This is a genomic window from Streptomyces sp. R33 (assembly GCF_041200175.1).
Lineage (GTDB): Bacteria > Actinomycetota > Actinomycetes > Streptomycetales > Streptomycetaceae > Streptomyces > Streptomyces katrae_B.
In genome coordinates, this window is record NZ_CP165727.1 from 3,382,194 (window position 1) to 3,406,721 (window position 24,528).

The 24,528-nt window shown below is 72.8% G+C and carries 24 protein-coding genes; 11 read left to right on the top strand and 13 right to left on the bottom strand.

All coding sequences use genetic code 11. The features are described from left to right. Window positions 1-56: 56 nt before the first annotated feature. Entirely contained in the window at window positions 57-1,652 is a 1,596-nt protein-coding gene (locus tag AB5J51_RS15205) for an alpha/beta hydrolase (protein WP_369777889.1), read from the top strand. Between the two features lie 70 nt (window positions 1,653-1,722). Here the strand turns inward: AB5J51_RS15205 and moeZ are convergent, their stop codons facing one another. From moeZ to AB5J51_RS15240, 7 genes are all read right to left on the bottom strand, one after another. Continuing rightward, window positions 1,723-2,901, bottom strand: coding sequence for an adenylyltransferase/sulfurtransferase MoeZ (gene moeZ / locus AB5J51_RS15210; protein WP_030291201.1), 1,179 nt, complete (start codon window positions 2,899-2,901; stop codon window positions 1,723-1,725). Between the two features lie 78 nt (window positions 2,902-2,979). Further along, a complete protein-coding gene (locus AB5J51_RS15215; protein ID WP_053784576.1) occupies window positions 2,980-3,729 on the bottom strand; it encodes a spherulation-specific family 4 protein in 750 nt (249 codons plus the stop codon). Next, window positions 3,717-4,787, bottom strand: coding sequence for an NAD-dependent epimerase/dehydratase family protein (locus AB5J51_RS15220; RefSeq protein ID WP_053784575.1), 1,071 nt, complete (start codon window positions 4,785-4,787; stop codon window positions 3,717-3,719). The genes AB5J51_RS15215 and AB5J51_RS15220 overlap by 13 nt, the downstream gene beginning before the upstream one ends. Before the next feature lie 123 nt (window positions 4,788-4,910). After that, the gene (locus AB5J51_RS15225) at window positions 4,911-5,816 is read right to left on the bottom strand and encodes a hypothetical protein (protein ID WP_053784574.1); all 906 of its coding nucleotides are present in this window, start codon (window positions 5,814-5,816) and stop codon (window positions 4,911-4,913) included. Continuing rightward, window positions 5,813-7,546: a GT4 family glycosyltransferase PelF gene (pelF, locus tag AB5J51_RS15230; protein WP_369777890.1), complete on the bottom strand. Its 1,734-nt coding sequence runs from the start codon at window positions 7,544-7,546 to the stop codon at window positions 5,813-5,815. Before pelF ends, AB5J51_RS15225 begins: the two co-directional genes overlap by 4 nt. A gap of 268 nt (window positions 7,547-7,814) precedes the next feature. Further along, a complete protein-coding gene (locus AB5J51_RS15235) occupies window positions 7,815-9,263 on the bottom strand; it encodes a DUF3152 domain-containing protein (RefSeq protein WP_369777891.1) in 1,449 nt (482 codons plus the stop codon). A gap of 5 nt (window positions 9,264-9,268) precedes the next feature. Beyond that, window positions 9,269-10,249: an alpha/beta fold hydrolase gene (locus AB5J51_RS15240; protein ID WP_053784571.1), complete on the bottom strand. Its 981-nt coding sequence runs from the start codon at window positions 10,247-10,249 to the stop codon at window positions 9,269-9,271. 145 nt (window positions 10,250-10,394) lie between these two features. Between AB5J51_RS15240 and AB5J51_RS15245 the strand changes: the two genes are divergently transcribed. The 4 genes from AB5J51_RS15245 (at window position 10,395) to AB5J51_RS15260 (ending at window position 12,299) form a co-directional block, all read left to right on the top strand. Continuing rightward, entirely contained in the window at window positions 10,395-10,610 is a 216-nt protein-coding gene (locus AB5J51_RS15245) for a hypothetical protein (protein WP_053784570.1), read from the top strand. A 203-nt stretch (window positions 10,611-10,813) separates the two neighbouring features. Beyond that, window positions 10,814-11,470 (top strand): TetR/AcrR family transcriptional regulator, encoded by a 657-nt coding sequence (locus AB5J51_RS15250; RefSeq protein ID WP_030291179.1) that lies wholly within the window; start codon window positions 10,814-10,816, stop codon window positions 11,468-11,470. 168 nt (window positions 11,471-11,638) lie between these two features. Next, the gene (locus AB5J51_RS15255; RefSeq protein WP_030153467.1) at window positions 11,639-11,866 is read left to right on the top strand and encodes a DUF3107 domain-containing protein; all 228 of its coding nucleotides are present in this window, start codon (window positions 11,639-11,641) and stop codon (window positions 11,864-11,866) included. Between the two features lie 130 nt (window positions 11,867-11,996). After that, on the top strand, window positions 11,997-12,299 hold the full coding sequence (locus AB5J51_RS15260; protein ID WP_030291175.1) for a hypothetical protein: 303 nt from the start codon (window positions 11,997-11,999) through the stop codon (window positions 12,297-12,299). A 129-nt stretch (window positions 12,300-12,428) separates the two neighbouring features. Here AB5J51_RS15260 and AB5J51_RS15265 read toward each other — a convergent pair whose 3' ends face one another. Continuing rightward, complete coding sequence (locus AB5J51_RS15265) at window positions 12,429-13,187, bottom strand: ferritin-like fold-containing protein (protein WP_369777892.1); 759 nt, start codon at window positions 13,185-13,187, stop codon at window positions 12,429-12,431. Window positions 13,188-13,663: 476 nt separating this feature from the next. Between AB5J51_RS15265 and AB5J51_RS15270 the strand changes: the two genes are divergently transcribed. The 3 genes from AB5J51_RS15270 to AB5J51_RS15280 all read left to right on the top strand — a co-directional run bounded on the left by AB5J51_RS15270 (window position 13,664) and on the right by AB5J51_RS15280 (window position 16,957). Next, on the top strand, window positions 13,664-15,748 hold the full coding sequence (locus tag AB5J51_RS15270) for a DEAD/DEAH box helicase (protein WP_369777893.1): 2,085 nt from the start codon (window positions 13,664-13,666) through the stop codon (window positions 15,746-15,748). 102 nt (window positions 15,749-15,850) lie between these two features. Further along, complete coding sequence (locus AB5J51_RS15275) at window positions 15,851-16,708, top strand: alpha/beta fold hydrolase (protein WP_369777894.1); 858 nt, start codon at window positions 15,851-15,853, stop codon at window positions 16,706-16,708. Between the two features lie 96 nt (window positions 16,709-16,804). Continuing rightward, window positions 16,805-16,957 carry a hypothetical protein gene (locus AB5J51_RS15280; protein WP_166663124.1) on the top strand — a complete coding sequence of 51 codons (153 nt, stop codon included), beginning with the start codon at window positions 16,805-16,807 and terminating at the stop codon, window positions 16,955-16,957. Between the two features lie 93 nt (window positions 16,958-17,050). On the opposite strand, the gene AB5J51_RS15285 is transcribed toward AB5J51_RS15280, so the two are convergent. The 4 genes from AB5J51_RS15285 to AB5J51_RS15300 all read right to left on the bottom strand — a co-directional run bounded on the left by AB5J51_RS15285 (window position 17,051) and on the right by AB5J51_RS15300 (window position 20,012). After that, entirely contained in the window at window positions 17,051-17,656 is a 606-nt protein-coding gene (locus AB5J51_RS15285) for a MarC family protein (RefSeq protein WP_030291168.1), read from the bottom strand. 61 nt (window positions 17,657-17,717) lie between these two features. Then, on the bottom strand, window positions 17,718-18,584 hold the full coding sequence (locus AB5J51_RS15290; RefSeq protein WP_369777895.1) for a PHP domain-containing protein: 867 nt from the start codon (window positions 18,582-18,584) through the stop codon (window positions 17,718-17,720). Between the two features lie 140 nt (window positions 18,585-18,724). After that, a complete protein-coding gene (locus AB5J51_RS15295; protein WP_053784567.1) occupies window positions 18,725-19,366 on the bottom strand; it encodes a DUF6758 family protein in 642 nt (213 codons plus the stop codon). 61 nt (window positions 19,367-19,427) lie between these two features. Next, complete coding sequence (locus AB5J51_RS15300) at window positions 19,428-20,012, bottom strand: suppressor of fused domain protein (protein WP_053784566.1); 585 nt, start codon at window positions 20,010-20,012, stop codon at window positions 19,428-19,430. Window positions 20,013-20,389: 377 nt separating this feature from the next. Here AB5J51_RS15300 and AB5J51_RS15305 point away from each other — a divergent pair, with 377 nt between their 5' ends. Both AB5J51_RS15305 and AB5J51_RS15310 read left to right on the top strand, forming a co-directional pair. Continuing rightward, a complete protein-coding gene (locus tag AB5J51_RS15305) occupies window positions 20,390-21,505 on the top strand; it encodes a magnesium and cobalt transport protein CorA (protein ID WP_136225321.1) in 1,116 nt (371 codons plus the stop codon). 55 nt (window positions 21,506-21,560) lie between these two features. Beyond that, entirely contained in the window at window positions 21,561-22,073 is a 513-nt protein-coding gene (locus AB5J51_RS15310; protein WP_053784564.1) for a hypothetical protein, read from the top strand. 64 nt (window positions 22,074-22,137) lie between these two features. Here AB5J51_RS15310 and AB5J51_RS15315 read toward each other — a convergent pair whose 3' ends face one another. After that, window positions 22,138-22,926, bottom strand: a complete 789-nt coding sequence (locus AB5J51_RS15315; RefSeq protein WP_136225319.1) for a hypothetical protein — start codon at window positions 22,924-22,926, stop codon at window positions 22,138-22,140. Between the two features lie 236 nt (window positions 22,927-23,162). Between AB5J51_RS15315 and AB5J51_RS15320 the strand changes: the two genes are divergently transcribed. Continuing rightward, window positions 23,163-24,434, top strand: a complete 1,272-nt coding sequence (locus AB5J51_RS15320; RefSeq protein ID WP_053784562.1) for a magnesium transporter MgtE N-terminal domain-containing protein — start codon at window positions 23,163-23,165, stop codon at window positions 24,432-24,434. Window positions 24,435-24,528 lie beyond the last annotated feature (94 nt).

The following is a 24,528-nucleotide window of genomic DNA, read 5'->3' on the forward strand; positions in this document are numbered from 1 at the left end:
GCCCCGAATGGGTCAGCGCAGGGGCGGGGCGGGTGGGGCGGTCGCAGGATGGGGGCATGTCGAGAAACCTCCTGCGGGGTGCCGTTGCCGTTGTCGTTGCCCTTGGGCTGGCCGGGGTCAGTGGGTGTTCCGACGAGAGCGAGAAGAAGCCCGAGGCCGGCGGGACCCCGGGTGCCGCGCCGCTGAAGTGGGGGGAGTGCGAGGCGCCCACCGTCGCCGAAGGCGGGGGGCAGGCGCCGCCCAAGGACTGGGAGTGCGCCACGCTCCACGTGCCCCTCGACTACGCCAAGCCCGAGGGCGAGACCATTCCGCTCGCGCTGATCCGGGCCAAGGCGCGGGACAAGGGCAAGCGGCTCGGGTCGCTCGTGTTCAACTTCGGCGGTCCCGGGGGGTCCGGGATCAGTACGCTGCCCGGCGCCGCCAAGGAGTACGAGGCCCTCCGCTCGCGGTACGACCTCGTGAGCTTCGACCCGCGCGGCGTCGGCCGCAGCGCCCCCGTCCGGTGCGAGGACGACAAGCAGCTCGACGCCTACTACGCCCAGGACTCCAGCCCCGAGACACCGGCCGAGGAGAAGGCCTTCGTCGGCAACATCGACAAGTACCAGCAGGCCTGCAAGGACAACTCCGGCCGCCTGCTGCCGTACGTCGGCACCGAGAACGCCGCCCGCGACCTCGACCGGATCCGCCAGGCCCTCGGCGACGACAAGCTGAACTACTTCGGGATCTCCTACGGCACCGAGCTCGGCGGGGTCTACGCCCACCTCTTCCCGAAGAACGTCGGCCGGGCCGTCTTCGACGCCGTCGTCGATCCGACCAAGACCTCCGAGGAGGGGGCACTGGGCCAGGCCAAGGGGTTCCAGCTGGCCCTCGGCAACTTCGCGCAGGACTGCGTGAACCGCGGCGACGAGTGCCGGCTCCAGGGCAGCACCGCCAAGGAGATCGAGGACAACATCATCAAGCTGCAGAAGAGCCTGGCCGACAAGCCCATCCCCGGCATCGGCACGCGGATGCTCACCGACTCCGCCGCGACCAACGGCATCGCGCAGGCCCTGTACTCCCAGGAGCTGTGGCCGCTGCTGGAGCAGGGGCTGGACGAGGCCGAAGGCGGGCAGGGGCAGCTGCTGATGACGCTGTCCGACGCGCTCAACGGCCGTGACCAGCAGGGGCACTACAGCAACATCGGCGCCGCCAACACGGCGATCAACTGCGCCGACTTCAAGGACCGGTTCACGCTCGAGCAGACGAAGGCGAAGCTGCCGGCCTTCCGCGCCGCCTCTCCCGTCTTCGGGGACTTCCTCGGCTGGGCCCTGATGAGCTGCACCGACTGGCCGGTCCCGGGCGCCTGGGAGACCCCGGACGTCTCGGCCCCCGGCGCCGCGCCCATCCTGGTGATCGGCAACACCGGCGACCCGGCCACCCCGTACGAGGGCGCCCGCAAGATGGTGGAGCGGCTCGGCCCCGGCGTCGGTGTGGAGCTCACGTACAAGGGCGAGGGGCACGGGGCGTACAACAGCGGCGACAAGTGCGTGCAGCAGGCGGTGAACTCCTACCTGCTGGACGGGAAGGTCCCCGCCGCCGACACGGTCTGCACCGCTTCGCAGAACCCCTCCGGGACGCCCGTCGCACCGGAGCCCCCGCCGCAGGGCGCCTGACACACCGAGGGGGCCTTCCGCGGCTGCGCGGAAGGCCCCCTCCGGGACGTGACGAGTAGACCTAGTAGACCTAGTAGACCGGCTTCTCGGGCTCGATCTGGTGGACCCAGCCGATCACACCGCCGCCGACGTGTACCGCGTCCGCGAAGCCCGCGGACTTCAGGACCGCGAGGACTTCCGCACTGCGGACACCCGTCTTGCAGTGCAAGACGATGCGCTTGTCCTGCGGGAGGTCCTGGAGGGCGGTGCCCATCAGGAACTCGCCCTTGGGGATCAGCTTCGCGCCGGGGATCGAGACGATCTCGTACTCGTTGATCTCGCGGACGTCGATGATCTCGATCGGCTCGTCGTTGTCGATCCACTCCTTGAGCTGCTTCGGAGTGATCGTGGAGCCGAGCGCCGCCTCCTGCGCCTCCTCCGACACGACGCCGCAGAAGGCCTCGTAGTCGATGAGCTCGGTGACCGTCGCGTTCGGGCCGCACACCGCGCAGTCGGGGTCCTTGCGGACCTTGACCTGGCGGTACTGCATCTCCAGGGCGTCGTAGATCATCAGGCGGCCGACCAGCGGCTCGCCGACGCCGGTGAGGACCTTGATGGCCTCCGTCACCTGGATGGACCCGATGGACGCGCAGAGCACGCCCAGCACCCCGCCCTCGGCGCAGCTCGGGACCATGCCCGGCGGCGGCGGCTCCGGGTACAGGCAGCGGTAGCACGGCCCGTGCTCGGACCAGAAGACCGAGGCCTGGCCGTCGAAGCGGTAGATCGAGCCCCACACGTACGGCTTGTTCAGCAGTACGCACGCGTCGTTGACGAGGTAGCGCGTGGCGAAGTTGTCCGTGCCGTCGACGATGAGGTCGTACTGGCTGAAGATCTCCATCACGTTCTCGGCCTCGAGCCGCTCTTCGTGAAGGACCACGTTCACGTACGGGTTGATGCCCAGCACGCTGTCACGGGCGGACTCGGCCTTGGACCGGCCGATGTCCGACTGGCTGTGGATGATCTGGCGCTGCAGGTTCGACTCGTCGACCTCGTCGAACTCCACGATGCCCAGCGTGCCCACACCGGCCGCGGCCAGGTACATGAGGGCGGGGGAACCGAGGCCGCCCGCACCCACGGCCAGCACCTTGGCGTTCTTCAGGCGCTTCTGGCCGTCCATCCCGACGTCGGGGATGATCAGGTGACGCGAGTACCGGCGGACCTCGTCAACGGTGAGCTCAGCAGCTGGCTCGACCAGGGGTGGCAGCGACACGGGGACTCCAGGGTCATCCCCGCGGACGCGGGGAGCATTTGTAGGTTGTTCTATCCCGTAACACTGCCACGGCCCCTTTCATTCCGAGACACCCGTCCCGATCCGCGAGACGATTTCGTCCCAGTACGCGGGCATCGAGGCCCACGGATCGCGCCCGGCGGCGCCTCCCCGGTCCGTGAACCAGATCGTGCCGGCGCCCTGCCAGCGGGCGATCCGGACGGCCTCCTCCAGGTGCGTCCGCGGCACCCCGTGGACCAGGTGGCAGAAGCGCTCGGGCGGGTACTCGGCGGTCCACTCCGCCACCTGCGACCAGCGGTAGTCCGACCAGGCCCCGGAGAAGGTGACCAGTTGGTCGGCCGCCTCCGCGTAGCCCTCGTACGGGTGCGTGCCGTGTCCCAGCACGATGCGGAGGCCGTCGCCGAGCCCGCGCAGGGTGTCGGCGACCCGGCGCACCTCGGCCAGTTCGGCCTCGTCCGCCGGGGCGTCGGCCAGGTAGAAGCCGCCCACCCGGTACCAGTCGAGGAAGCGGTGGGCGTCGGAGACCAGCTCGCCGAACGACCGCGCCCCGTCCCGCATCGCGAGATGACCGAGCATGGTGCCGCCGGCCTCCCGGAGCTTGGCCGCAGCCTCCGTGCAGTGCGGGTCGGGCCGGCCGCCCGGCCCGTCCGTGACGTTGAGCACCGTCCAGTGCAGCGGGGTCCCGGGCCGGGTCAGCTCGGCCCATTCGACCGGGGCGAGCAGCGGGTGGGCGTAGCCGGGGACGCCGAGGCCGAGGCGGCCCGCCTCGGTCGCGGCGGCCGCCGTGGCTGCCGTCGTCAGATGCGGCACGCCGCCTCCATCCAGATGTCCGCGAGGGACTCCTCCAGGTTGATCCGGGGCCGCCAGCCGAGCCGGTCCCGGGCCGTGCGCACGTCGGCCTGCTGCCAGGCGCCGCAGCCGTCGGGGTACGGGTACGCGGGCGCCGCGCCGCCGGCGGCGAGCTGTTCGGCCGTCGCCTCGGAGCGCGGGGCGCCGATGGCGGCGAGCCCGGGCGAGCGGCCCTGGGGCCCGAGCCCGTGGCCGTGGCCGGCGCCGTGCCCGGCCGCGTGACCGGGTCCGTGGCCGTGTCCCTGCCCGTGCTGCCCCTGCTGCGGTACGTCGAGCTCGTGCAGGGCGCCTCCGTACCCGGCGACCCGGGCCAGTACCGCCGCCGCGTCGCGCAGCCGGACCGCGCGCCCGGTGCCGATGTTGACGACGCCCTGGGCGGCGGAGAGCGAGGCGGCGTGCACGGCCCGCGCCACGTCCCGTACGTCCACGAAGTCGCGCTGGACCCCGAGCCCGCTGAGCTTGAGCTCGCCGTCCCCGTTCTGCATCGCGCGCCGCATGGCCTCGGCGAGCCGGCCGAGCGGGGATCCGGCGGGGGTGCCGGGTCCGACGGGCGAGAAGATCCGCAGGACGACCGCGTCCAGCCCCGAGCCGAGCACCAGCTCGGTGGCGGCGAGCTTGCTCACGCCGTACGGTCCGCCCGGTCTCGGCACGGCGTCCTCGGCCGTGGACGAGCCGGGCTGGCTGGGACCGTACTCGGCAGCGCAGCCGAGTTGGACGAGGCGGGCCCCGCAGCCGCTGCGGCGCAGGGATTCGCAGATGGTGGCCACGGCGACGGTGTTGTGCCGGGTCAGCTCCCGGGCCCCGCCGCGGGTGGCGCCGGCGCAGTTGATGACCACGCCCGGATGGACGGCGTCGAGGAACCGGGTGAGGGCGCCGGGGCTGCCGGTGGCGAGGTCGAAGCGGACGTCCGCGTCGTCGCCGCGGCCGAGGGCGGTGAGCTGGACGGCGGGGTCGGCGAGCAGCCGGTCGGCGACGTAGCGGCCGAGGTATCCGTTGGCTCCGATCAGCAGCACCCTCATCGCGCGGCCCCTCGGTTGGTTGGCTGGCCGGTCATCCTGTGTCTCCTTGGTCGATGGGCAGGGGGTCGGGGGTAGGGGTGGGTACGGCTCCGGGGAGCGGCGGCGGTAAGGGGACGCTCCGGCTCAGGGCCGGGCGTGCGCGGATGCGCGGGACAGCACGAGGACGGCGTGTACGAGGAGCCCCGCCGCGGCGGCGATCACCGCCGGCGGGGTCGGGACCAGGGCGAGGGCCAGGGCTGCGGCGAGGGGCCCGCGCGGGGCGCCGTGTACGAGCAGCAGCCGGGTCAGGAAGAGCAGTACGGCGAGCGGTACGGCCACGCCCGGCGGGGTCCCGGCGAGCGCGGCCGCCCCCGCGGCGGTCGCGGCGAAGGCCAGGGCGGCCGCGACCAGCAGCGGCCGGGCCCGGTCGGCGAAGTCCTCCAGGGCTCGGCTGCCGGCGAGCCGGCTGCGGGCGCGGGCGGCGTACACGGCGCCGACCAGGTGGCCGGGGGCCGCGGCCAGTGCGAGGCCGGCTCCGAGGGGCGTCCCGTGGCGGTGCACCGCCCAGCCGACGACGGCCGCGGCGAGCAGCAGCGCGGCGTACGGGAACCGCCCCGCGGCGGCCCGCCCGGCCCACCCGGTCCGCCGGGGCCACACCAGGGCGGCGACGGTGGCGAGTACGGCGACGGGCCCGGCGTACGGAACCCCGGCGGCGGCGGCCCCGAGCGCGAGGGCTCCGGGGAGCAGGGCGTACCCGAAGCCGCGTAACGCCCGGGCGTCGGACGGGCGGACGGTACGGGGCGCGACCGGCTCGTCCCCGCGCGGGGTGCGGGCGTAGAGCTCCTCGGCCAGCGAGAACACGTCCCGGTGCCGGAAGCGCGCGGCGGTGCGGTCGGTGATGCCCTGCACCTCGAGCCCGGCGGCGATCTCCAGCGGGTCCACGGCCCGCTCGCAGAGGGCCCGGTGCCGGTGCAGCAGCGTCTTGACGGGATCCCCGCCGGCCCTGCGGCGGGGGGCCGGGGCGACGGGGGCGGCTTCGTCCAGGGTCATACCGTCGCCTCCGTGGTCGTGGTGGTGGCCGGAGCCGGGCCGGCGCCCCGGGCCTCGCCCGCGCCCGGACCCGCACCCGGCGCGCCGGCCGGGGCCGCCGGGGTCCGGTCGGCAGCCGCGGCCGGAGCCGCCCAGGTGGGGCTCGTCCAGTGGCCCGGGACCCGGGCCTCGGGGGGCTGCTCGAAGGGGATCCCGCCGTCGGGCCGAGCCGGTCCCCCGGCCAGCAACCGCAGGTAGATCTCCTTGAAGGCGGCCACGTTCTGCTCGACGGTGAACAGCTCCAGGGCCCGGGCCCTGGCGGCCGCACCGAGCCGTTGGGCCCGCTCGGGGTCCCGCAGCAGCGACAGGCAGGCGTCGGCCAGCGCCCGCGGATTGCGCGGCGGGACGACGAGGCCGGTGCCGCCGATGACCTCGCACACGGCGCCGACGTCGGTGGACACGGTGGCCCGGCCGCAGAGCATCGCTTCGGCGAGGGTGATCGGGAAGCCCTCGATCACCGAGGACAGCACGACCACCCGCCCGGACCCGTAGGCGTCGGCCGGCGAGGGGGCCTCGGGCCCGCCGATCTCCTCGAAGGTGACGGGGTTCTCCCCGGCCGTGACGGCGTCGGCGGCCTCGTCGGGGAAGAGCTGCGCGGCGAGCGAGCGGCAGTCGGCGAGGTAGCCGGGGACCGCGGCGGTCGCGAAGATCCGCAGCCGGGTGTCCGGGGCGGCCCTGCGCACTTCGGCGAAGGCGTGCAGCAGCGCGATCAGGTCCTTGGCCGGCTCTATCCGGCCGACCCAGACCAGGGTGTCCGGGTCCCCGCAGTCCGGGTCCTCGCCGACGGTGGCGAATCGGTCCGCCTCCATCCCCGGGTACACCGTCTGCAGCCGGTCCCGTGTGGCGCCGCAGCGCTCCTGCCAGCGCCGGGCGTGCGCGTTGCCGGGGGTCAGGAGGTCGGCCCGGGCGTAGATCTCGGCCGCCAGCCGCATGTGGAAGGCCGCGAGCAGGGCCCGGACGGCGGGCCGGGGGGCGCCTCGGCCCGCTCCCGTGGCCCCGGGGCCTCCCTGCCCGGGGGAAGCGTCCGCCGAGTGCTCCAGGTAGTGGGCCCGCAGCTGGACCCCGTACTCGGTGACCAGCAGCGGGACCCCGAAGAAGCGTTTGGCCAGCAGGCCGGGGAGCGCGGCCACCCCGCCCGCGGCCGCGTGGCAGACGTCGACCTCCCGCAGGTCCTCGTACCAGTCGAGGGACAACGGCCGCAGCAGCCGCTCCAGTTCGTCGACGAAGTCCAGCAGGTCGGCCACCTGGGCGCGCTGTACGGAGCGCAGCGCCCCGGGGGCCCGGCAGGCCGACTCCACCGCCCGGACCGCGGTCTCGGAGCGCAGGGCCGCGTACAACCCGCCCTGTTCCCGGGCGAGTTCGGCGAGCCCGTACAGGCCGGCGGCGAAGGGCTCGGGCTCGCCCGCGCAGATCCCGCGGACCAGGTCCTTGAAGCACTCGGCGAAACGCCGGCGCTCACGCCGGGAGTACGTGCGGCCGTCGTCCGCCGGGGCCCAGAGCGGGGCGGTCCAGACGCGGGTGACGTGCTCGGGGAGGACGACCCGGCCGCGCTCCTCCTGCTCGGCGCTGCGGCTCAGCGCGTAGAGCTCGAACTCGTGCTGCGGCAGCCCGCGGACCAGCCGGTCGCACCACAGCCTCGCCTCTCCCGTCGCATACGGATAACCACCTTCCGTGAGCATTCCGATCCGCACGAGTGGCACCCCCGATCTCCCGTCCAGGCGGTCGCCGTCGGTCCGGTGACCCGCCGCGGGAAACTCAAGCGGATATGCCGATGACGCGACGGACGGTTGTCCGTCGCGCCACCGGAAGGGGTGAAGAGTCGTAACTTTCGCCTGCGGCCCGCGTTCGAGCGCGCTACAAAGGGCCTGCGGCCCTCGCACCTCTCGGGCCCCTCACGGCCCTCCCGCTCCGTGCGGAGCGGACGGGCCCGCCACGGCGGCAGCTCGCCGCCACCGGCCGTCAATTCCCGGGGAACACCCAGGGGTTGGGCTTGCACTGGACGCCGCCGATGTCGAGCGACTTCGTCTGCTGCTGCATGATCGGCGCGAGCGAGCCCGGGGTCTGGCAGTTCACGTGCCCGTGCCCGAGCCGGTGTCCGACCTCGTGGTTGATGAGCATCTGCCGGTACGCGAACATCTGGTCCGCGCCGTACGTCGGCGAGCCCTGGGCCCAGCGGAACGCGTTGATCATGACCCGCTCGGTGGAAGCGGAATCACAGCTGACGTTGTCGACGGTGGTGTCCAGACCGGACTTCTCGCACCACACGCCGGTGGTGCCGGGGCTGGCCAGCGTGATGACGAAGTCGGCCTCGCCGCCGGGCACCCGCTCGAAGGTCTTCGTCCCGCCGTGGCCCCAGCTGCGGTCGTCGTTGAGGGTGCGGTGGACGGCCTCGGCGAACAGCTGCGCGTCCAGGCCGAGCCCCTGCTCGACGTCGACCCGGTAGCGGATCTTCTTGCCCTTGCCGGGCGCCGGGGCCACACCGGGGACGGTGTCGAAGGTCCCGGGTCCCTTCAGCTTCTCGTCGATGGGCAGCTGCTGGGCCATCTTCTGCTCGTACGAGAGCTCCACGGCGGGTGCGGCCGGGGTCGCCCGGCCGTCGGAGCGGGAGGCCGGGGACTGGCCGGGCTCGGCGCGCTTCGCGTTGTCGCCGGCGGCCCGGGCGGTGGGCGCGGAGCCGCTGTCGCCGTCGGTGGCCATCTGCACGGCGACGACGACGGCGAGCGCGGTGGTGACGGCCGCGGCGGCCATCCCGGTGTACGCACGGACCTTCCGCCCGCGACCGGACCCGGGCTGCTCCTCGCCGGGATCGGCGGGATCGGCGGGGGCGGCCGGAGCCACAGGCTCTGCAGGCGCCACGGGCGGCGCCGCGGCTGCCGCGGTCATCGGCGCACGGGGTCCCGGCACCAGGCCGTGCGCGCCGGTGGAGGTGAAGGGGTCGGCCGGGGGCTGCGGGAGGGTCACCTGCGGGAAGCCGACCGCGGGGGTGCCGAAGGCGGGCGTGTCGCTGTCCATGACGGCGGCGGCCGAACGGCGCGCCCGCGGTACGCCGTGCCAGTCCCCGTAGACCGTGTCGGGCCCCGCGCCCCAGGCGCCGCCGGGCTCGCGCTGCTCGGGGTGGCCGGCGCGCGGCTCCTCGTACGGGAACTGCTCCTCGTACGGGAAGGCCTCCTGGTGTGCCCGGTACTCCTCGTTCTCCTGGTGCCCCTGGTACGGAGCGTGCTCCTGGTACGGAAGGCGCTCCTCGTACGGAGGGTGCTGCTCCGTATACGGCGGGTACTCGGTGTACGGCGGCTGCTCCCCGTACGCCACGTGCTCCCCGTACGGGAAATCCGCTGCGGGTTCCGCCACCGGCGCCGGGCGGACAGGGGCGGGGGCCGGAGCGGGCCCCTTGCGACTATGTCGTCCCACGCGCCTCAGCCTCTGCCGTCTTCGGTATCTCGGTCGGTGTCGTGCAGCAGCTCCCGGAAGGCGTTCGCCACCACCTCGGGGTACTCCATCATCGCCACGTGCCCGGCCTCGGGCAGGCTCAGCAGCCGCGAACCCCGGAAGGAGGCCGCCGCCTTCTGCGCCATACGGTACGAGACCAGTTGGTCCCGGCCACCGTAGACCAGCAGGGTCGGGGCGAGTACCCGCTGCGCCTGGCGCCACAGCCCGTGCTGGCCGCCGAGGGTGTACGCGTCGACGATGCCGCGCGAGGAGCGGGTCATCGCTTCCCAGAAGTACGGCAGGGCCATCCGCCGCTCCATCTCCGCGACGGCGTGCCCGAAGCCCTCCGGCGTCACCCGGGAGGGGTCCCCGTAACAGAGGGCGGTCACCCCGCGGGTGCGTTCTTCGGCGGTCAGCCCGCGGGTCAGCCGGACGAACAGGGAGGCCATCCCGGGAACGGCGAGCAGCGCGGTCGGCACGGCCGACCTCTGCACCCGCAGCTCGGGCAGCGCGGGTGAGACCAGCGTGAGCGTGCGCACCAGGTCGGGGCGGACGGCCGCGACACGGGTGGAGACGGCGCCGCCGAGGGAGTTGCCGAAGAGGTGCACGGGGCCGCGGCCGTCGGCGTCGAGGTGCCGGATGACCGCGCGGGCCAGCGCCGTGACCGAGTAGTCCCGGTCGGCGGGCGGCGGGGACCAGCCGAAGCCGGGCAGGTCGAGCGCCTCGCCGTCGACGGTGTCCTCCAGCTGCAGCATGAGGTCCGACCAGTTCGTCGACGAACCGCCGAGTCCGTGTACGAACAGCGCGGGGGGCAGATCCGTGCGCCGCGGGGGCCGGGACCGGACGGCGAGCTCCAGTCCGGGCAGCACGGCGGTGCGCAGCTGCTCGCCCTCGGCGACGTGGACGGCTCCCACCTGGGGGGACGGCTCGGATGTGGATCGCACACCCGGCAGCTCGGTCGAAGACATGCGGCAATGTTACGAGACGATCACGTCCGGACTCTTGTGTTCGGCGTCACAGATGCATGGGGATCCGCGTAGCGGGGTATCCGCGATCCTCCTAGGCTCATAGATAGGGCAGGCCCACGAGGGGTGAGGGAAGAAGGGGAGCCACATGACCGTCGACCCGGCAGAGCCGGATACCTTCCAGGACCGATCCCGGGAAACCCTCGACGCCGAGGCGCCCGAGGCCGATGCGGCGGAGCAGCTGGCCGAGTTGCAGCCCGATGACGACGACCGGGTCACCGGGGTGGACCGCGACGAGGCTGCGGACGGGGACGCCGTCGAGCAGGCGCGGGTGGTGACCCTGGACGAGGACGACTACCGCTGACTCCCCCTGGGCCCGGCGGCCCCGGAGGCGACCCCAGCTCGAAGCTACCGCGCGGTACCCGTGCCGAGCACCGCTGACCAGCGCCTCCGGGCGGTCCGTACAGCGAGAAAACTCGGCTTCGACCCTACAGATTCGGTTACCGAAAAGTACGATGGCGGCGCGGCGCAGAGCGCACTGTGTTCTTAGAGAAAGTGGGAGGCGGCGTGACAGCCATCGAGCAGACGGAGGCAGCGCGTCCCCGGGGCACGCGACTGCCGCGCCGAGCCCGACGCAACCAGCTCCTGGGCGCGGCCCAGGAGGTCTTCGTCGCGCAGGGCTACCACGCGGCGGCGATGGACGACATCGCCGAGCGTGCCGGAGTCAGCAAGCCGGTGCTGTACCAGCACTTCCCGGGCAAGCTCGACCTCTACCTGGCGCTGCTGGACCAGCACTGCGAGGCCCTGCTGCTCGCCGTGCGCACGGCGCTCGCGTCGACGACGGACAACAAGCTGCGCGTGGCCGCGACCATGGACGCCTATTTCGCGTACGTGGAGGACGAGGGCGGCGCGTTCCGGCTGGTCTTCGAGTCCGACCTGACCAACGAGCCGGCGGTGCGCGAGCGCGTCGACCGCGTCTCGCTGCAGTGCGCCGAGGCCATCTCCGACGTGATCGCCGAGGACACCGGCCTGTCCAAGGACGAGTCGATGCTGCTCGCCGTGGGCCTGGGCGGGGTCTCGCAGGTCGTGGCCCGCTACTGGCTCTCCAGCGAGAGCCCGGTCGCCCGCGACACGGCTGTGGGACTGCTGACCTCGCTGGCCTGGCGCGGTATCGCCGGCTTCCCGCTGCACGGCACGGAGGGCGGGCAGGCGGCGCAGGCCTGACCTCGTCCCGCCGGGCAGGCCCGCCCCGTCGGCCCGATGCGGTCTGACCGCGGTCGCTGTTCGCTGCGAGCGTGTCGGGACCGCCGCATCCGCGTCCCCTCTCCGGGCTAATGTGGACCGGTACGGCGCGGCTGATCGCGCACAACCGACCATCGGAGGGACAAAGCCGTGGAGGTCAAGATCGGCGTGCAGCACGCACCCCGGGAGATCGTGCTGGAGAGCGACTTGAGCGCCGAGGAGCTGGAGCGCATCGTCACCGCCGCGCTGACCGGTTCGGAGCCGCTGCTGAGCCTCACCGACAACAAGGGCCGCAAGGTCCTGGTGCCGGCCGACCGCCTGTCGTACGTCGACCTGGGCGAGCCGAGCGTGCGCAAGGTCGGCTTCGGCGCGCTCTGACGCAGCGCGACCGGCGTCCGAGAACTGGGTGGAACGGCCCGGTGGTTGATCCCACCGGGCCGTTTCCCTTTCTTCCGCTTCGGGTAGGACCGCAGTGAACCGGTTTGCCCCTGACCTGCGGGAGGCCCACATGCTGCTGATGGAAGCGCTCGGCTCTGCCCTCCTGGGCCTCGCCCTGGCCGGAGTGGCCGTGCGGGTGCTCGCACAGCGGCTGCCGTCCCCGAGAGTGGTGCTGGTCAGCGGGATGCTGGGAGCGCTGTTCGGGGCCTACCTCACGCAGTTCGCGCTCGGCCCGGGGCACAACACGCTGACCGCGACCCTCATCGGCTCGGTGCTGGTGTCCGCGGTGGTGCTGTCGCTGCTGCTGCGTCCCGGCGGAGGGCCCCGGCGCTCATCCCACCGGGCTCCGTTTTCGCTCCCGTCGCAGGGCTGACCGGCCCCCGGACTCCTCTGGGTCTTCGGACTCCTCGGACTCCTCCGAGTGACCACGTACGTCGGCCCCGGCGCGGGATTCCGCGCCGGGGCCGACGTACGTGCACGTGGGGACGAGCAGGTAAAACGATCAGGCGGCGAGGCCCAGTGCGGCCATCCGCTTCGTGTGCGCCTTGGTGATCCGGGTGAACATCTCGCCGACGGCCGCCAGGTCGAAGCCGGCCGCCATCCCGTCCACGCCGCCGACCAGCATGGTGGAGAGCGCGTCGCGCTCGGCGACCACGCGCTGCGCCTGCGAGAGCGCCTCGCCCATCAGCCGGCGGGCCCACAGCGCGAGCCGGCCGCCGCAACGCGGGTCGGCCTCGATGGCGGCGCGCACCTTCTCGACGGCGAAGCCGCCGTGGCCGGTGTCGTCCAGCACGCTCACGACCAGGGCGCGGGTGTCGGTGTCCAGGTGGCTGGCGACCTCGCGGTAGAAGTCGCTGGCGATCGAGTCGCCGACGTAGGCCTTGACCAGGCCCTCCAGCCAGTCCGACGGCGCGGTCTGGCGGTGGAAGTCGTCGACGCCCTTGGCGAAGGGCTCCATGGCGGCGGTGGGCTCGGCGTCGATCGCCGCCAGCCGGTCGCGCAGCCGCTCGAAGTGGTGGAACTCCGCGGAGGCCATCTTCGCGAGCTCGGCCTTGTCGTCGAGGGTGGGTGCGAGCTTCGCGTCCTCCGCGAGGCGCTCGAAGGCCGCGAGCTCTCCGTACGCGAGTGCGCCCAGCAGGTCCACGACGGCGGCCCGGTACTGCGGCGAGGCGGAGGCGGTCGCCCAGTCCTGGGCAGCGATCCCGGTCGCCTGGGCGGCGGCGCCGTCGTCGGAGAGCGATGCGTTTTCAACGGTCGACATGCTCCGCACAATAGCCCGCCGGAACGCACTGCAAGGCACCGCATGCGGTCACTGTCGGTCCGCCTAAACGCGGCTACCAGGTGAATTCACCCGACACAGCTGCGCGATTCCGGGGTACAGTGGTAATGCGCCTGCCGGATACTCGGCGGGCCATCCGAATGAGGATGCCCGGTCGGTGGCCCGATCGGCTCCACCCGACCGCCCTCGGCGTGATGCGTACGTCCATGCGTACCGCTTCTCCACGAGGGGCCCCCTCAGCGGCACAAGCGCTTGAGCGAAGGCTAGTGGTCCCGCGCAGCTTCGTATGTACGTCGCAGTACTGCAAGCCAGGCACGGTACGACCCCCCTCGCCGCCTCGCGCCGCGTCTCACAGAAGAGGCAGCACCCTGACTACGTTCCGAGACCTCGGGATCTTTCCCGAGACGGCCGAAGCCCTTGAGGCCGTCGGCATTGTGTCCCCCTTCCCGATCCAGGAGATGACCCTCCCCGTCGCCCTTTCCGGCACGGACGTCATCGGCCAGGCGAAGACCGGAACCGGCAAGACGCTCGGTTTCGGCCTTCCGCTGCTGGAGCGGGTCGTCGTCCCCGCGGACGTCGAGGCCGGCCGGGCCACGCCCGCGCAGCTCACCGACTCCCCGCAGGCCCTCGTCGTCGTCCCGACGCGCGAGCTGTGCACCCAGGTCACCAACGACCTGCTGACCGCGGGCAAGGTCCGCAACGTCCGCGTCCTCGCCATATACGGCGGCCGCGCGTACGAGCCCCAGGTCGAGGCGCTCAAGAAGGGCGTCGACGTGATCGTCGGCACCCCGGGCCGTCTGCTCGACCTGGCCGGTCAGCGCAAGCTCGACCTGTCGCACGTCAAGGCCCTCGTCCTGGACGAGGCCGACGAGATGCTCGACCTGGGCTTCCTGCCCGACGTCGAGAAGATCATCAACTACCTGCCGCCCAAGCGTCAGACGATGCTGTTCTCGGCGACCATGCCGGGCGCGGTCATCGGCCTGGCCCGCCGGTACATGACGCAGCCGACGCACATCCGCGCCACCTCGCCCGAGGGCGAGGGCGTGACCGTCGCCAACATCAAGCAGCACGTCTTCCGTGCGCACAACATGGACAAGCCGGAGCTCGTCTCCCGCATCCTGCAGGCCGAGGGCCGCGGGCTGGCCATGATCTTCTGCCGTACCAAGCGCACGGCGGCCGACATCGCCGAGCAGCTGGAGAAGCGCGGCTTCGCTTCCGGAGCCGTCCACGGCGACCTGGGCCAGGGTGCGCGCGAGCAGGCGCTGCGCGCGTTCCGCAACGGCAAGGTCGACGTGCTGGTGTGCACGGACGTCGCCGCGCGCGGTATCGATGTCGAGGGTGTGACCCACGTCATCAACTACCAGACGCCGGAGGACGAGAAGACCTTCCTGCACCGCGTGGGCCGTACCGGCCGCGCGGGCAACAAGGGCACGGCCGTCACCCTGGTCGACTGGGACGACATCCCGCGCTGGCAGCTGATCAACAAGGCGCTCGAGCTGGACTTCCACGACCCGGTCGAGACGTACTCCACGTCGCCGCACCTGTTCGAGGAGCTGAACATCCCGGCCGGCACCAAGGGCATCCTGCCGCGCGCCGAGCGCGTGCGGGCCGGCCTGAAGGCCGAGGAGCTCGAGGACCTGGGCGAGACCGGCGGCCGCGGTGGCCGCGGTGGCCGTGGCCCGGCCGCCGCCGCCGCTGCGGTGGTCGAGGACCGTCCCGCCCGTACGCGCACCCCGCGCCAGCGCCGCCGTACGCGCGGCGGGGCCGAGCTCGGTGCCGAGGGCGCTGCCGTCACCCCCGTGGTCGAGGCCGAGGCCCCCGAGGCTCCGGCCGGCGACGAGACGCGCAAGCCGCGGCGCCGCCGGACGCGTTCCGTGACGACGGCTGCCGCCGCTGCGGCTGCCGTGGCCGAAGCGGCCCCGGTCGCGACGCTCGTCGAGGCCGCCCCGGTGGCCCCGGTCGCCGAGGCTCCCGCCGAGGAGGCCCCGGTCAAGGCGCGCCGGACCCGGACCCGCAAGGCCGCCGAGGCGCCGGTCGCAGCCGAGCCGGAGCTCCGGCAGGCCCCGCCGGCCGAGGCGGTCAAGGCCGAGCCCGTCAAGACCGAGCCGGTCCAGGCCGAGTCCGTCAAGACCGAGCCGGTCAGGGCCCGCCGGGTCCCGACCCAGAAGCCGGTCCTCGCCCAGGTGACCCCGATCGCCGAGGCTCCCGCCGCGGAGACGGTGGTCAAGGCCCGCCGGACCCGGACCCGCAAGGTCGTCGACGCGGCCCCGGAGCCGGACTTCCAGGTGGCCCCGCCGGTGGAGCCCCCGGTCAAGGCCCGCCGGACCGCCACCACCCGGACCCGCAAGGTCGCGGAGGCCGCTCCGGTCGCCGAGGCCGCCGTGGTGACCGAGGAGGCTCCGGCCAAGCCGAAGCGCACCCGGACCCGCAAGGCCGCCGCTGCCGTCGTCGAGGCCCCGGCCGCGCCGGCTGCCGACGAGGCCCCGGTGAAGCCGAAGCGCACGCGGACCCGCAAGGCCGTCGTGGAGACCGCGGAGGCCTGATCCCCGCTCCGCCGTCCGGTGGCCCCGGTCCCCTTCCCAGGGGGCCGGGGCCATCGGCATACCCGGGCTGGACAGGCCCCTACGGGCCGGTAACCTCTGGCCATGAGCAAGCCGCCCCGCCTCACGCTGCCGTCCGGTGCCCGCGCGCACGTCCTGTCCACCGCCCGCGGCGGGTTCGCCGTGCACGAGGCCGGCGAGCCGGTCCGCGGCACCGCCCTGCTGGTCCCCGGTTTCACGGGCAGCAAGGAGGACTTCATCGGCCTCCTCGAGCCGCTGGCCGACGCCGGGTACCGGGTGGTCGCGGTCGACGGGCGCGGCCAGCACGAGAGCCCCGGACCGCGCGACGAATCGGCGTACGCGCTGGAGGAGCTGGCGCTGGACGTCCTCGCCCAGGCCGCCGCGCTGGGCGGGGGTCCGGTCCACCTGGTCGGCCACTCGCTGGGCGGGCTGATCGCGCGGGCCGCCGTACTGCGCGACGCGGCGCCCTTCGCCTCCCTCACCCTGATGAGCAGCGGGCCCGCCGCGATCTCGCAGGCGCAGCAGGAGCGCACGAGGCTGCTGGTCGCCGCCCTGGAGGCGATGCGCGAAGACATGGCGGGCGTCTGGACGGCGATGCGGTCGTTCGACCCCGAGGACGCGGTGCCCGACGCCCCCGAGCTCGCGGAGTTCCTGCGCGGGCGGTGGCTGGCCACGGTGCCCGAGCAGCTGATCGCCACGGGCCGGATCCTGGTTTCCGAGCCGGACCGGGTGGACGGACTGCGCGGCGTGGACCTGCCCAAGCTGGTGCTGTCCGGCGAGGTCGACTACGCGTGGCCGGTCCCGCTGATGGACGACATGACACATCGACTGGGCGCCGAGCGGGTTGTCGTACGCGGTACCGAGCACTCCCCCAATGCGGAGGACCCGCAGGTCACAGCAGGTGCGCTGGCCGCTTTCTGGGATGCCCACCCCCAGGTTTAGTTAGCGAATGAAAAAATTTCCTTAGCGTAGGGAATGTTTGCCTCTTACACTTCGTTGGAACAGTGCAAGGAGAACACTGACGAAGGGAGAAGCCCCATGCGCTTCGAGATTCTGCGCCTGGACGATGTCGACGGATCCGCCGTGGACAGCACCGTCGTGGACGCGGCCTCCGTCAACCGGATCGTGCAGCAGGCGGCCGCCGTAGGCCAGCGCATTCTGATCCGACCGGCCGAGAGTGCGTCCTCCTGACACCTCCGCACCAAGACGTCGACGCCCCCGCACCGATCCGGTGCGGGGGCGTTCGCGTTACGCGGAGCGGCCAGGGAGCCGGTCGGGCGCCGGTCAGGCGCCGTGCACGACCTGGAGCACGCCGTTGATGATCTGCTGGACGGCGATCGCGGAGAGCATCATGCCGGCGAGCCGTGTCACGAGGACGACGCCGCCGTCCTTGATGACACGGATGATCACGAGCGAGTAGCGCATGGTGAGCCACAGCACGACGTGCATGGCGATGATCGCCAGCCAGACCGAGACCTGGCCGGTGACGCCGTCCGCCTTCTGCACGGCGAGGATGACGGACACGATCGCACCGGGACCGGCCAGCAGCGGCATGCCGAGCGGGACGAGGGCGACGTTCACGTCTTTGGTCTGCTTGGGCTCGTCGGTCTTGCCGGTGAGCAGGTCGAGCGCGATGAGCAGGAGCAGCAGACCGCCCGCGATCATCAGCGCGGGGACGGAGACGTGCAGGTAGTCCAGGATCTGCTGGCCGCAGACACCGAACACGGCGATGACGCCGAAGGCCACGCAGACGGCCTGCCAGGCCATGCGGCGCTGCACCTTGGCGGGGCGGCCGGAGGTCAGGGCGAGGAAGATCGGCGTGATCCCCGGGGGGTCCATAATCACAAAAAGCGTGAGAAATAGGGATCCGAAGACGGCGAAGTCGAACACAGTGATGCCTTGCAGGAGAGAGGGGTGTTACGAAGAAAGAAGAAGGGGCGGCGAGGCGCGGTTACGCGCCGTTCGCTCCGCCGGCGCCCGGAACGGGGAAGGCCCCCGTCGCGCGGCGCGTGATCTCGCCGTAGATCTCGGGGTCGGTCGTGTACTCCCCGAGGCGGCAGGTCTTGCGGCTGCCGTGGTAGTCGCTGGACCCGGTCGCGAGGAGTCCGAGGTCGCCGGCCAGGGCGCGCAGCCGCGCGCGCGTGTCGGGGTCGTGGTCCATGTGGTCCACCTCGATCCCGTCCAGGCCTGCGGACGCGAGCGCGGCTATCGCGGACTCGGGTACGCACCGGCCGCGCTTGACGGCTGCGGGGTGCGCGAAGACGGTGACCCCGCCGGCCGCCTTGACGAGGCGGATGGCCTCGAACGGGTCCAGCTCGTGCTTCTCGGCGTACGCACGGCCGCCGTCGGCGAGCCAGTCCGGCGTGAACGCGTCGGACACGGTGGGTACGACGCCCAGCTCGACGAGCGCGGTGGCGATGTGCGGCCGCCCGACGGAGCCTTCGCCGGCGATCCGGGACACCTGCTCCCAGGTGACGCCGACGCCGAGCTCCCGGAGCTTGCCGATCATGGCGTGGGCGCGGGGGGTGCGGTCGTCGCGGACGAGCTCCCGCTCCCGCGCGAGCGCGGGCTCCTCGGGGTCGAAGAGGTACGCGAGCATGTGCATCCCGATGCCGTCGAGCCGGCAGGACAGCTCCATGCCGGTGACGAGGGTGAGCCCGTGCGGCACCGCGGCGAGGGCTTCGGCGTATCCCCCGACGGTGTCGTGATCGGTGATGGCGACCACGTCCAGCCCGGCGGCGGCCGCATTGCGGACCAGTTCGGCGGGGGTGTCGGTCCCGTCGGAGGCCGTGGAGTGGGCGTGCAGATCGATGCGCACGGCCGGGGCTCCAGGGGTCTCGCGGGTACGGGGGGACACCCCAGGATACCGCCCGCCTGCCGCGCGGGCGCCACGCCACCCGACGCCCGGCCCCGGCAGGGGCTTTGGGGATGTCCGGCCGATGTCCGGCCGATGTCCGGCTACGGACCCAGGACGCGCGGGCTCAGGGCGCCGCACGGGAGGAGTTCGACCTCGGCGCCCGCGTCCCGCAGGTCCGTCAGCACCAGTTCGTCGTACATCAGCAGACCCGACTGCTCCGGCCAGACCACGGCCCACAGCCACAGCCCGCGCGCCTCGCCGGCGAACACGGCCCGGTCCTCCGGGGCTCCCTTCACGTGCCACAGCGGCGTCGGGCGGCCCGCCGCGACGACCTTGGCGTGCGGAGGGGCCGAGACGTCGATGTACGTACCGGGGTCGGGCCCGTCGATCCCCGCGTACCGCGCGCCGAGGCCGACCCCCAACTCCTCGGCGACCAGCAGCAGCTCCCCGATCCCGCCGAGCGGTCCGGGACCCGAGCAGGCCACCGCCGTCGCGCGGCCCCCGCTGCGGTCGTCACCGGCCGCCGCCACCCCGGTGAACAGCCACCCCACCGGCAGCGGCCACGGCATCCACACCGGCACCTTCGCCCGGTTCACCACGACGCCCAGGCCCTCGACGCTGGGTGGGATGACGGGCTGCAGGGGGTGCACCGTGCCATGCACCGCACACTGCCACGAGTCGGAGAAAAGCCCGGGCGCCCTGACCCGGCCACCGCACTTCGGGCAACTTGGTTCGCCCCTCATAAGAAGCCACGCTCCTCCCCGCCCGGCGCCCCGTCAAGACACGATCACCCGTCCGGATGTCTCAGTCCAGCGCCACGGCGGTACGAAGAGGATCCCGCAGATCCGTGCCGTGCGACAGCCAGCGTTCCTGGAGCGCCGCCGCGCCGTGCACCCGCTTCCACGCGGCCTCGTTCGCCGTCATCGGCAGGAGGGGGAGGAAGTGCACCGGGTCCATGGGCTCGTCGAGTTCCAGGTCTTCGACCAGTCCGCCCGGCTCCGCGACGAGTACGGAGGTGAAGGGCGCCCCGTCCCACAGCGGGCCGCCGACGTCGAGCGAGGCGCCGGGGGCCACGACCAGCCCCTCCACCTGCGGCGAGGCGCCCAGCACCGCAAGGGGCCGCAGCAGCTTGTCGGTGGGCGCCAGGCCCGCCCGTACGGTCAGCACGAGCTCGGCGCGCGGTCCGCGCAGCGGGTCGGCGACCACAACGGTCGGGTCGGCCATCGGGTGCGCGGACATGCCGAGGGTCGCGTACCGCACGAGGTCGCCCTCGGCGAAGCGGAGTACTTCGATGCGGTCGGTGCCGAGGAAGGTGACGGCGGCGCGGGCGTCGGGTTCGCCGAGTGCGCTGCGGAGCCGGGCTTCGACGAGAGCCAGAATTTCTGCCATGAAGCGAGCATAGAACTCGTATGAGGCGGGTAAAGGGCGGGTCTTGACCATCCGTCGGCTGATAATGTTGACCGCTGGTCGGGGCCACACTCCTGAGGAGTTGTTTCGGGGCGTCCGACGACAGGACGTCCTCCACGGGGGACCGGCCGGAGGAGGTGGGGCTGCAATGGATCGAAGTCGATCGTGCAGTACCAACCGCTCTTCCACTCCCGGTACGGGCACGTTCCAGCCCGTTTGATCATCTGATCAGTCGAAGAGCGACGGCAGAACTTTGTCCTCCCGTCCTGTTCCTTCCGTCTGCCCGGCCCCGCCCGCCGGCGGCGACGGAAGGCCTCCCACCCGTACGGTCCGCAGCCGTGCGTGCGAAGGAGCCTGCCATGTCGATGCTGCCCTACCTGCGTGCCGCCGTACGTCCGGCCCTGCGCAGGTCCACCCCGGCCCAGCCCGGCTACGACACCACCCGCGACCCGTCCGCGAGCAGCGCGGTCGTCGACTGCGCCGTGTACCGCGACGGCCGACGCGCCCTGGGATCGGCCCGCCTGACGCCGCGTGAGGCCATGGCCCGGGTCCGTGAGGGCGGCGGCTTCGCGTGGATCGGCCTGCACGAGCCGACCGAGGCGGAGTTCGCGGGGATCGCCGCCACGTTCGGGCTGCACCCGCTCGCCGTGGAGGACGCGGTGCACGCGCACCAGCGGCCGAAGCTGGAGCGCTACGACGACACGCTCTTCACCGTCTTCAAGACGATCCACTACGTGGATCACGCCGAACTGACCGCCACCAGCGAGGTGGTGGAGACCGGCGAGGTGATGTGCTTCACCGGCCCGGACTTCGTCATCACGGTCCGGCACGGCGGCCAGGGCTCCCTCAAGGGGCTGCGCCACCGGCTCCAGGACGACCCCGAGCTGCTGGCCAAGGGCCCTTCCTCGGTCCTGCACTCCATCGCCGACCACGTCGTCGACGGGTACATCGCGGTCGCGGCGGCCGTCCAGGACGACATCGACGAGGTGGAGAGCGAGGTCTTCGCCGCACCCGCAAAGGGCAGTGCGCGCGGCGGCGACGCGGGCCGCATCTACCAGCTCAAGCGCGAGGTACTGGAGTTCAAGCGGGCCGTCGCCCCGCTGCTGCGGCCGATGGAGCTGCTGAGCGAGCGCCCGATGCGGCTGGTGGACCCGGCCATCCAGAAGTACTTCCGCGACGTCGCCGACCACCTGGCGCGGGTGCACGAGCAGGTCGTCGGCTTCGACGAGCTGCTGAACTCGATCCTCCAGGCCAACCTGGCCCAGGCGACGGTCGCCCAGAACGAGGACATGCGCAAGATCACCTCCTGGGCGGCGATCATCGCCGTCCCGACGATGATCTGCGGGGTCTACGGGATGAACTTCGAGCACATGCCGGAGCTCCGGTGGCGCTACGGATATCCGATGGTGATGGCGACGATCGTGGGCATCTGCTTCACCATCCACCGCGCCCTGCGCCGCCACGGCTGGCTCTAGAGGGAGTCTTGAGGCCCCGCCGTCGGCTGCGGGGGCACCCCCTACTCTGGTGCGCATGACTCTCAGCACGCTCGACCTGGCCCTCGTCGAGGAGGCCACCAAGAAGTCCGGCCTGATCTGGGTCCGCGGCTCCGGGGCGGACCGGGCCCTGTGGCACGCCTGGGTGGACGGCGCGGCGCACGTGCTGGGCGACGGGCCCGGTGAGCAGCCGTTCCCGGGTCTCGCGGACGGCGCGAGCGCCGAGGTGACCGTGCGCAGCAAGGACAAGGGCGGCCGGCTGGTGGCCTGGACCGCGACCGTACGGGAGCTCGCGCCGCGCGGCGAGGAGTGGCAGGCCGCCGTCGCCGAGCTCAAGGGGAAGCGGCTGAACGCGCCCGACTCGGAGGAGATGACCGAGCGGTGGGCGCGCGAGTGCCGGCTGCTGCGGCTCGAGCCGGTGACGGCGAGCACCGACCTGCCGGGCGGATCGCTGGCCGCGGCCCCGCTGGGCTCGCCGGCGGTCACCCGCCGCCCCATCCCGGCCGGCCTGCCGAAGCTGCTGCTCAAGCGGAAGAAGGCGGCCCGCTAGGGGTGTCCCCTTCTTCCGGTTCTTCCGGGCATTTCCTTCCGGACACTTCCTTCCGGGCACTCGGCTACTTCGTCGGGTTCGAGCCCTGGCCGGAGCCCTTGCTCGGGGCCGGGGCGGGCGCCCCGCTCTGCTCCTTGGTCGTCGGCATCTGGGACCCGTAGTCGACGGTCTGGTCCTGCGCGGGTGCCTCCAGCGGGAACGTCTTGCCCCACTCGGCGAGGTCGACCCGGCCGGCCCCGCCGGCCCGTTCCAGGCGCAGCGGGTACGGGGTCCCCTCCAGGGAGACCGACAGCTTGCCGCCCTTGCCCTTGTCCGCCGTGACCAGGACCGCGCGGGTGGGCCCGACCTTGGTGTAGTCGCCCTTGGCGAGCTTGCCGTCGAGTCCGAGCAGTCCGTCGAGCAGGACGTGCATGTCGGTGAACCCGCGGAACTGCTTGTACGTGGGGTCGCTCTCGGGCACCTTCACGTACTTGTCGCCGAGCTTGCCGGCCGAGTCGGACTTGCCCCAGAAGGCGGCGCTCGCCTTGAGGTAGAGCTGCTCCCCGACCCGCAGCACCTGGAAGGTGTCCTCCTGCGACTTCACCTCGCCGGAGCCGCCGTCCTTCCCCAGCCGCATGTCGAGCGTGAAGGACTTGCCGCCGCTGACGAGCGTGCCGGACAGGTGGACCGAGGCTGCGGCGCCGGCCGCGGCCTTCGCCTTGTCCTCGATCTGGTCGGCGGAGAGCTTGCCGACCCCGTTGGTGCCCTCGTCGGGGTCGGCGCCGCAGCCCGCGCCGGTGACGGCCAGGCCCGCGAACAGGACACCGGCGAAGGCCGCCCGGCGCAGCCGTGCGGCGGGGAGGTAGGCGGTCACGGGCAGGTGCCTCTCGTCGTGCGTCTTCGAGCAGCAGGCAGCGTACCCGCCCGTAGCCACCGGGCCGGGCGGGTGGTCGGCCCACCCGGGCCCACCCGGGCCCGCCCGGGCCCGCCCGGCCGACCCGCCTCCCCCGGCTGCGCACGGGCGGACCGCCCCACCAGGACGCTCTCCCGCGGCACGGGCTAGCCTGAGGGGCGGCAGGACTGAGGATCGACGCTCTAGGAGGCGCTCGCATGGCTGGTGGCGCCCCGCGGATCTTCGTCTCGCATCTGTCGGGTGTGCCCGTTTTCGACCCCAACGGCGACCAGGTCGGCCGCGTCCGCGACCTCGTCGCGATGCTGCGCGTCGGCGGCCGTCCGCCGCGGCTGCTGGGCCTGGTGGTCGAGGTGGTCAGCCGGCGCCGGATCTTCCTCCCGATGACCCGGGTGACGGGCGTGGAGTCCGGTCAGGTCATCACCACCGGCGTCGTCAACATGCGGCGCTTCGAGCAGCGGCCCACCGAGCGGCTGGTCCTCGGCGAACTGCTGGACCGCCGCGTGACGCTGGGCACCACCGGCGAGGAGGTCACCGTCCTCGACGTGGCCATCCAGCAGCTGCCGGCCCGCCGCGACTGGGAGATCGACAAGATCTTCGTACGCAAGGGCAAGGGCGGCGCGCTGCGCCGCCGCGGCGAGACCCTGACCGTGGAGTGGTCGGCGGTGACCGGCTTCTCGCTGGAGGAGGAGGGCCAGGGCGCCGAGAGCCTGGTGGCCACCTTCGAGCAGATGCGCCCGGCCGACGTCGCGAACGTCCTGCACCACCTGACGCCGAAGCGGCGCGCCGAGGTGGCCAACGCCCTCGACGACGACCGCCTCGCGGACGTCATGGAGGAGCTGCCCGAGGACGAGCAGGTGGAGATCCTCGGCAAGCTGAAGGAGGAGCGCGCCGCCGACGTCCTGGAGGCGATGGACCCGGACGACGCGGCCGACCTGCTCTCGGAGCTCCCGGAGGACGACAAGGAGCGGCTGCTGACGCTGATGCAGCCGGACGACGCGGCCGACGTGCGCCGTCTGCTGTCGTACGAGGAGAACACGGCGGGCGGTCTGATGACCACCGAGCCGATCGTGCTGCGCCCGGACGCCACGGTCGCGGACGCGCTGGCCCGCGTACGGCAGGCGGACCTGTCGCCGGCGCTGGCCGCGCAGGTGTACGTGTGCCGGCCGCCGGACGAGACGCCGACGGGCAAGTACCTGGGCACGGTGCACTTCCAGCGGCTGCTGCGGGACCCCCCGTTCACGCTGGTGAGCTCGATCGTGGACGCGGGCCTGCCGCCGCTGCGCCCGGACGCGTCGCTGCCCCAGGTGACCAGCTATCTCGCCGCCTACAACATGGTGGCGGTACCGGTGGTCGACGAGAGCGGTTCGCTGCTGGGCGCGGTGACCGTGGACGACGTACTGGACCACCTGCTGCCGGACGACTGGCGGGAGACGGACTACCACGCCGAGGAGGTCCCCGGTGCCCGGTGAGCGACGGGGTGAGCCGGCGCGCGAACGCCGCCGTGAGCAGATCCGCGTGCGGCGCGAGCTGGCGCGCGAGCATGCCCGCGAGTCCGCGCGCGAG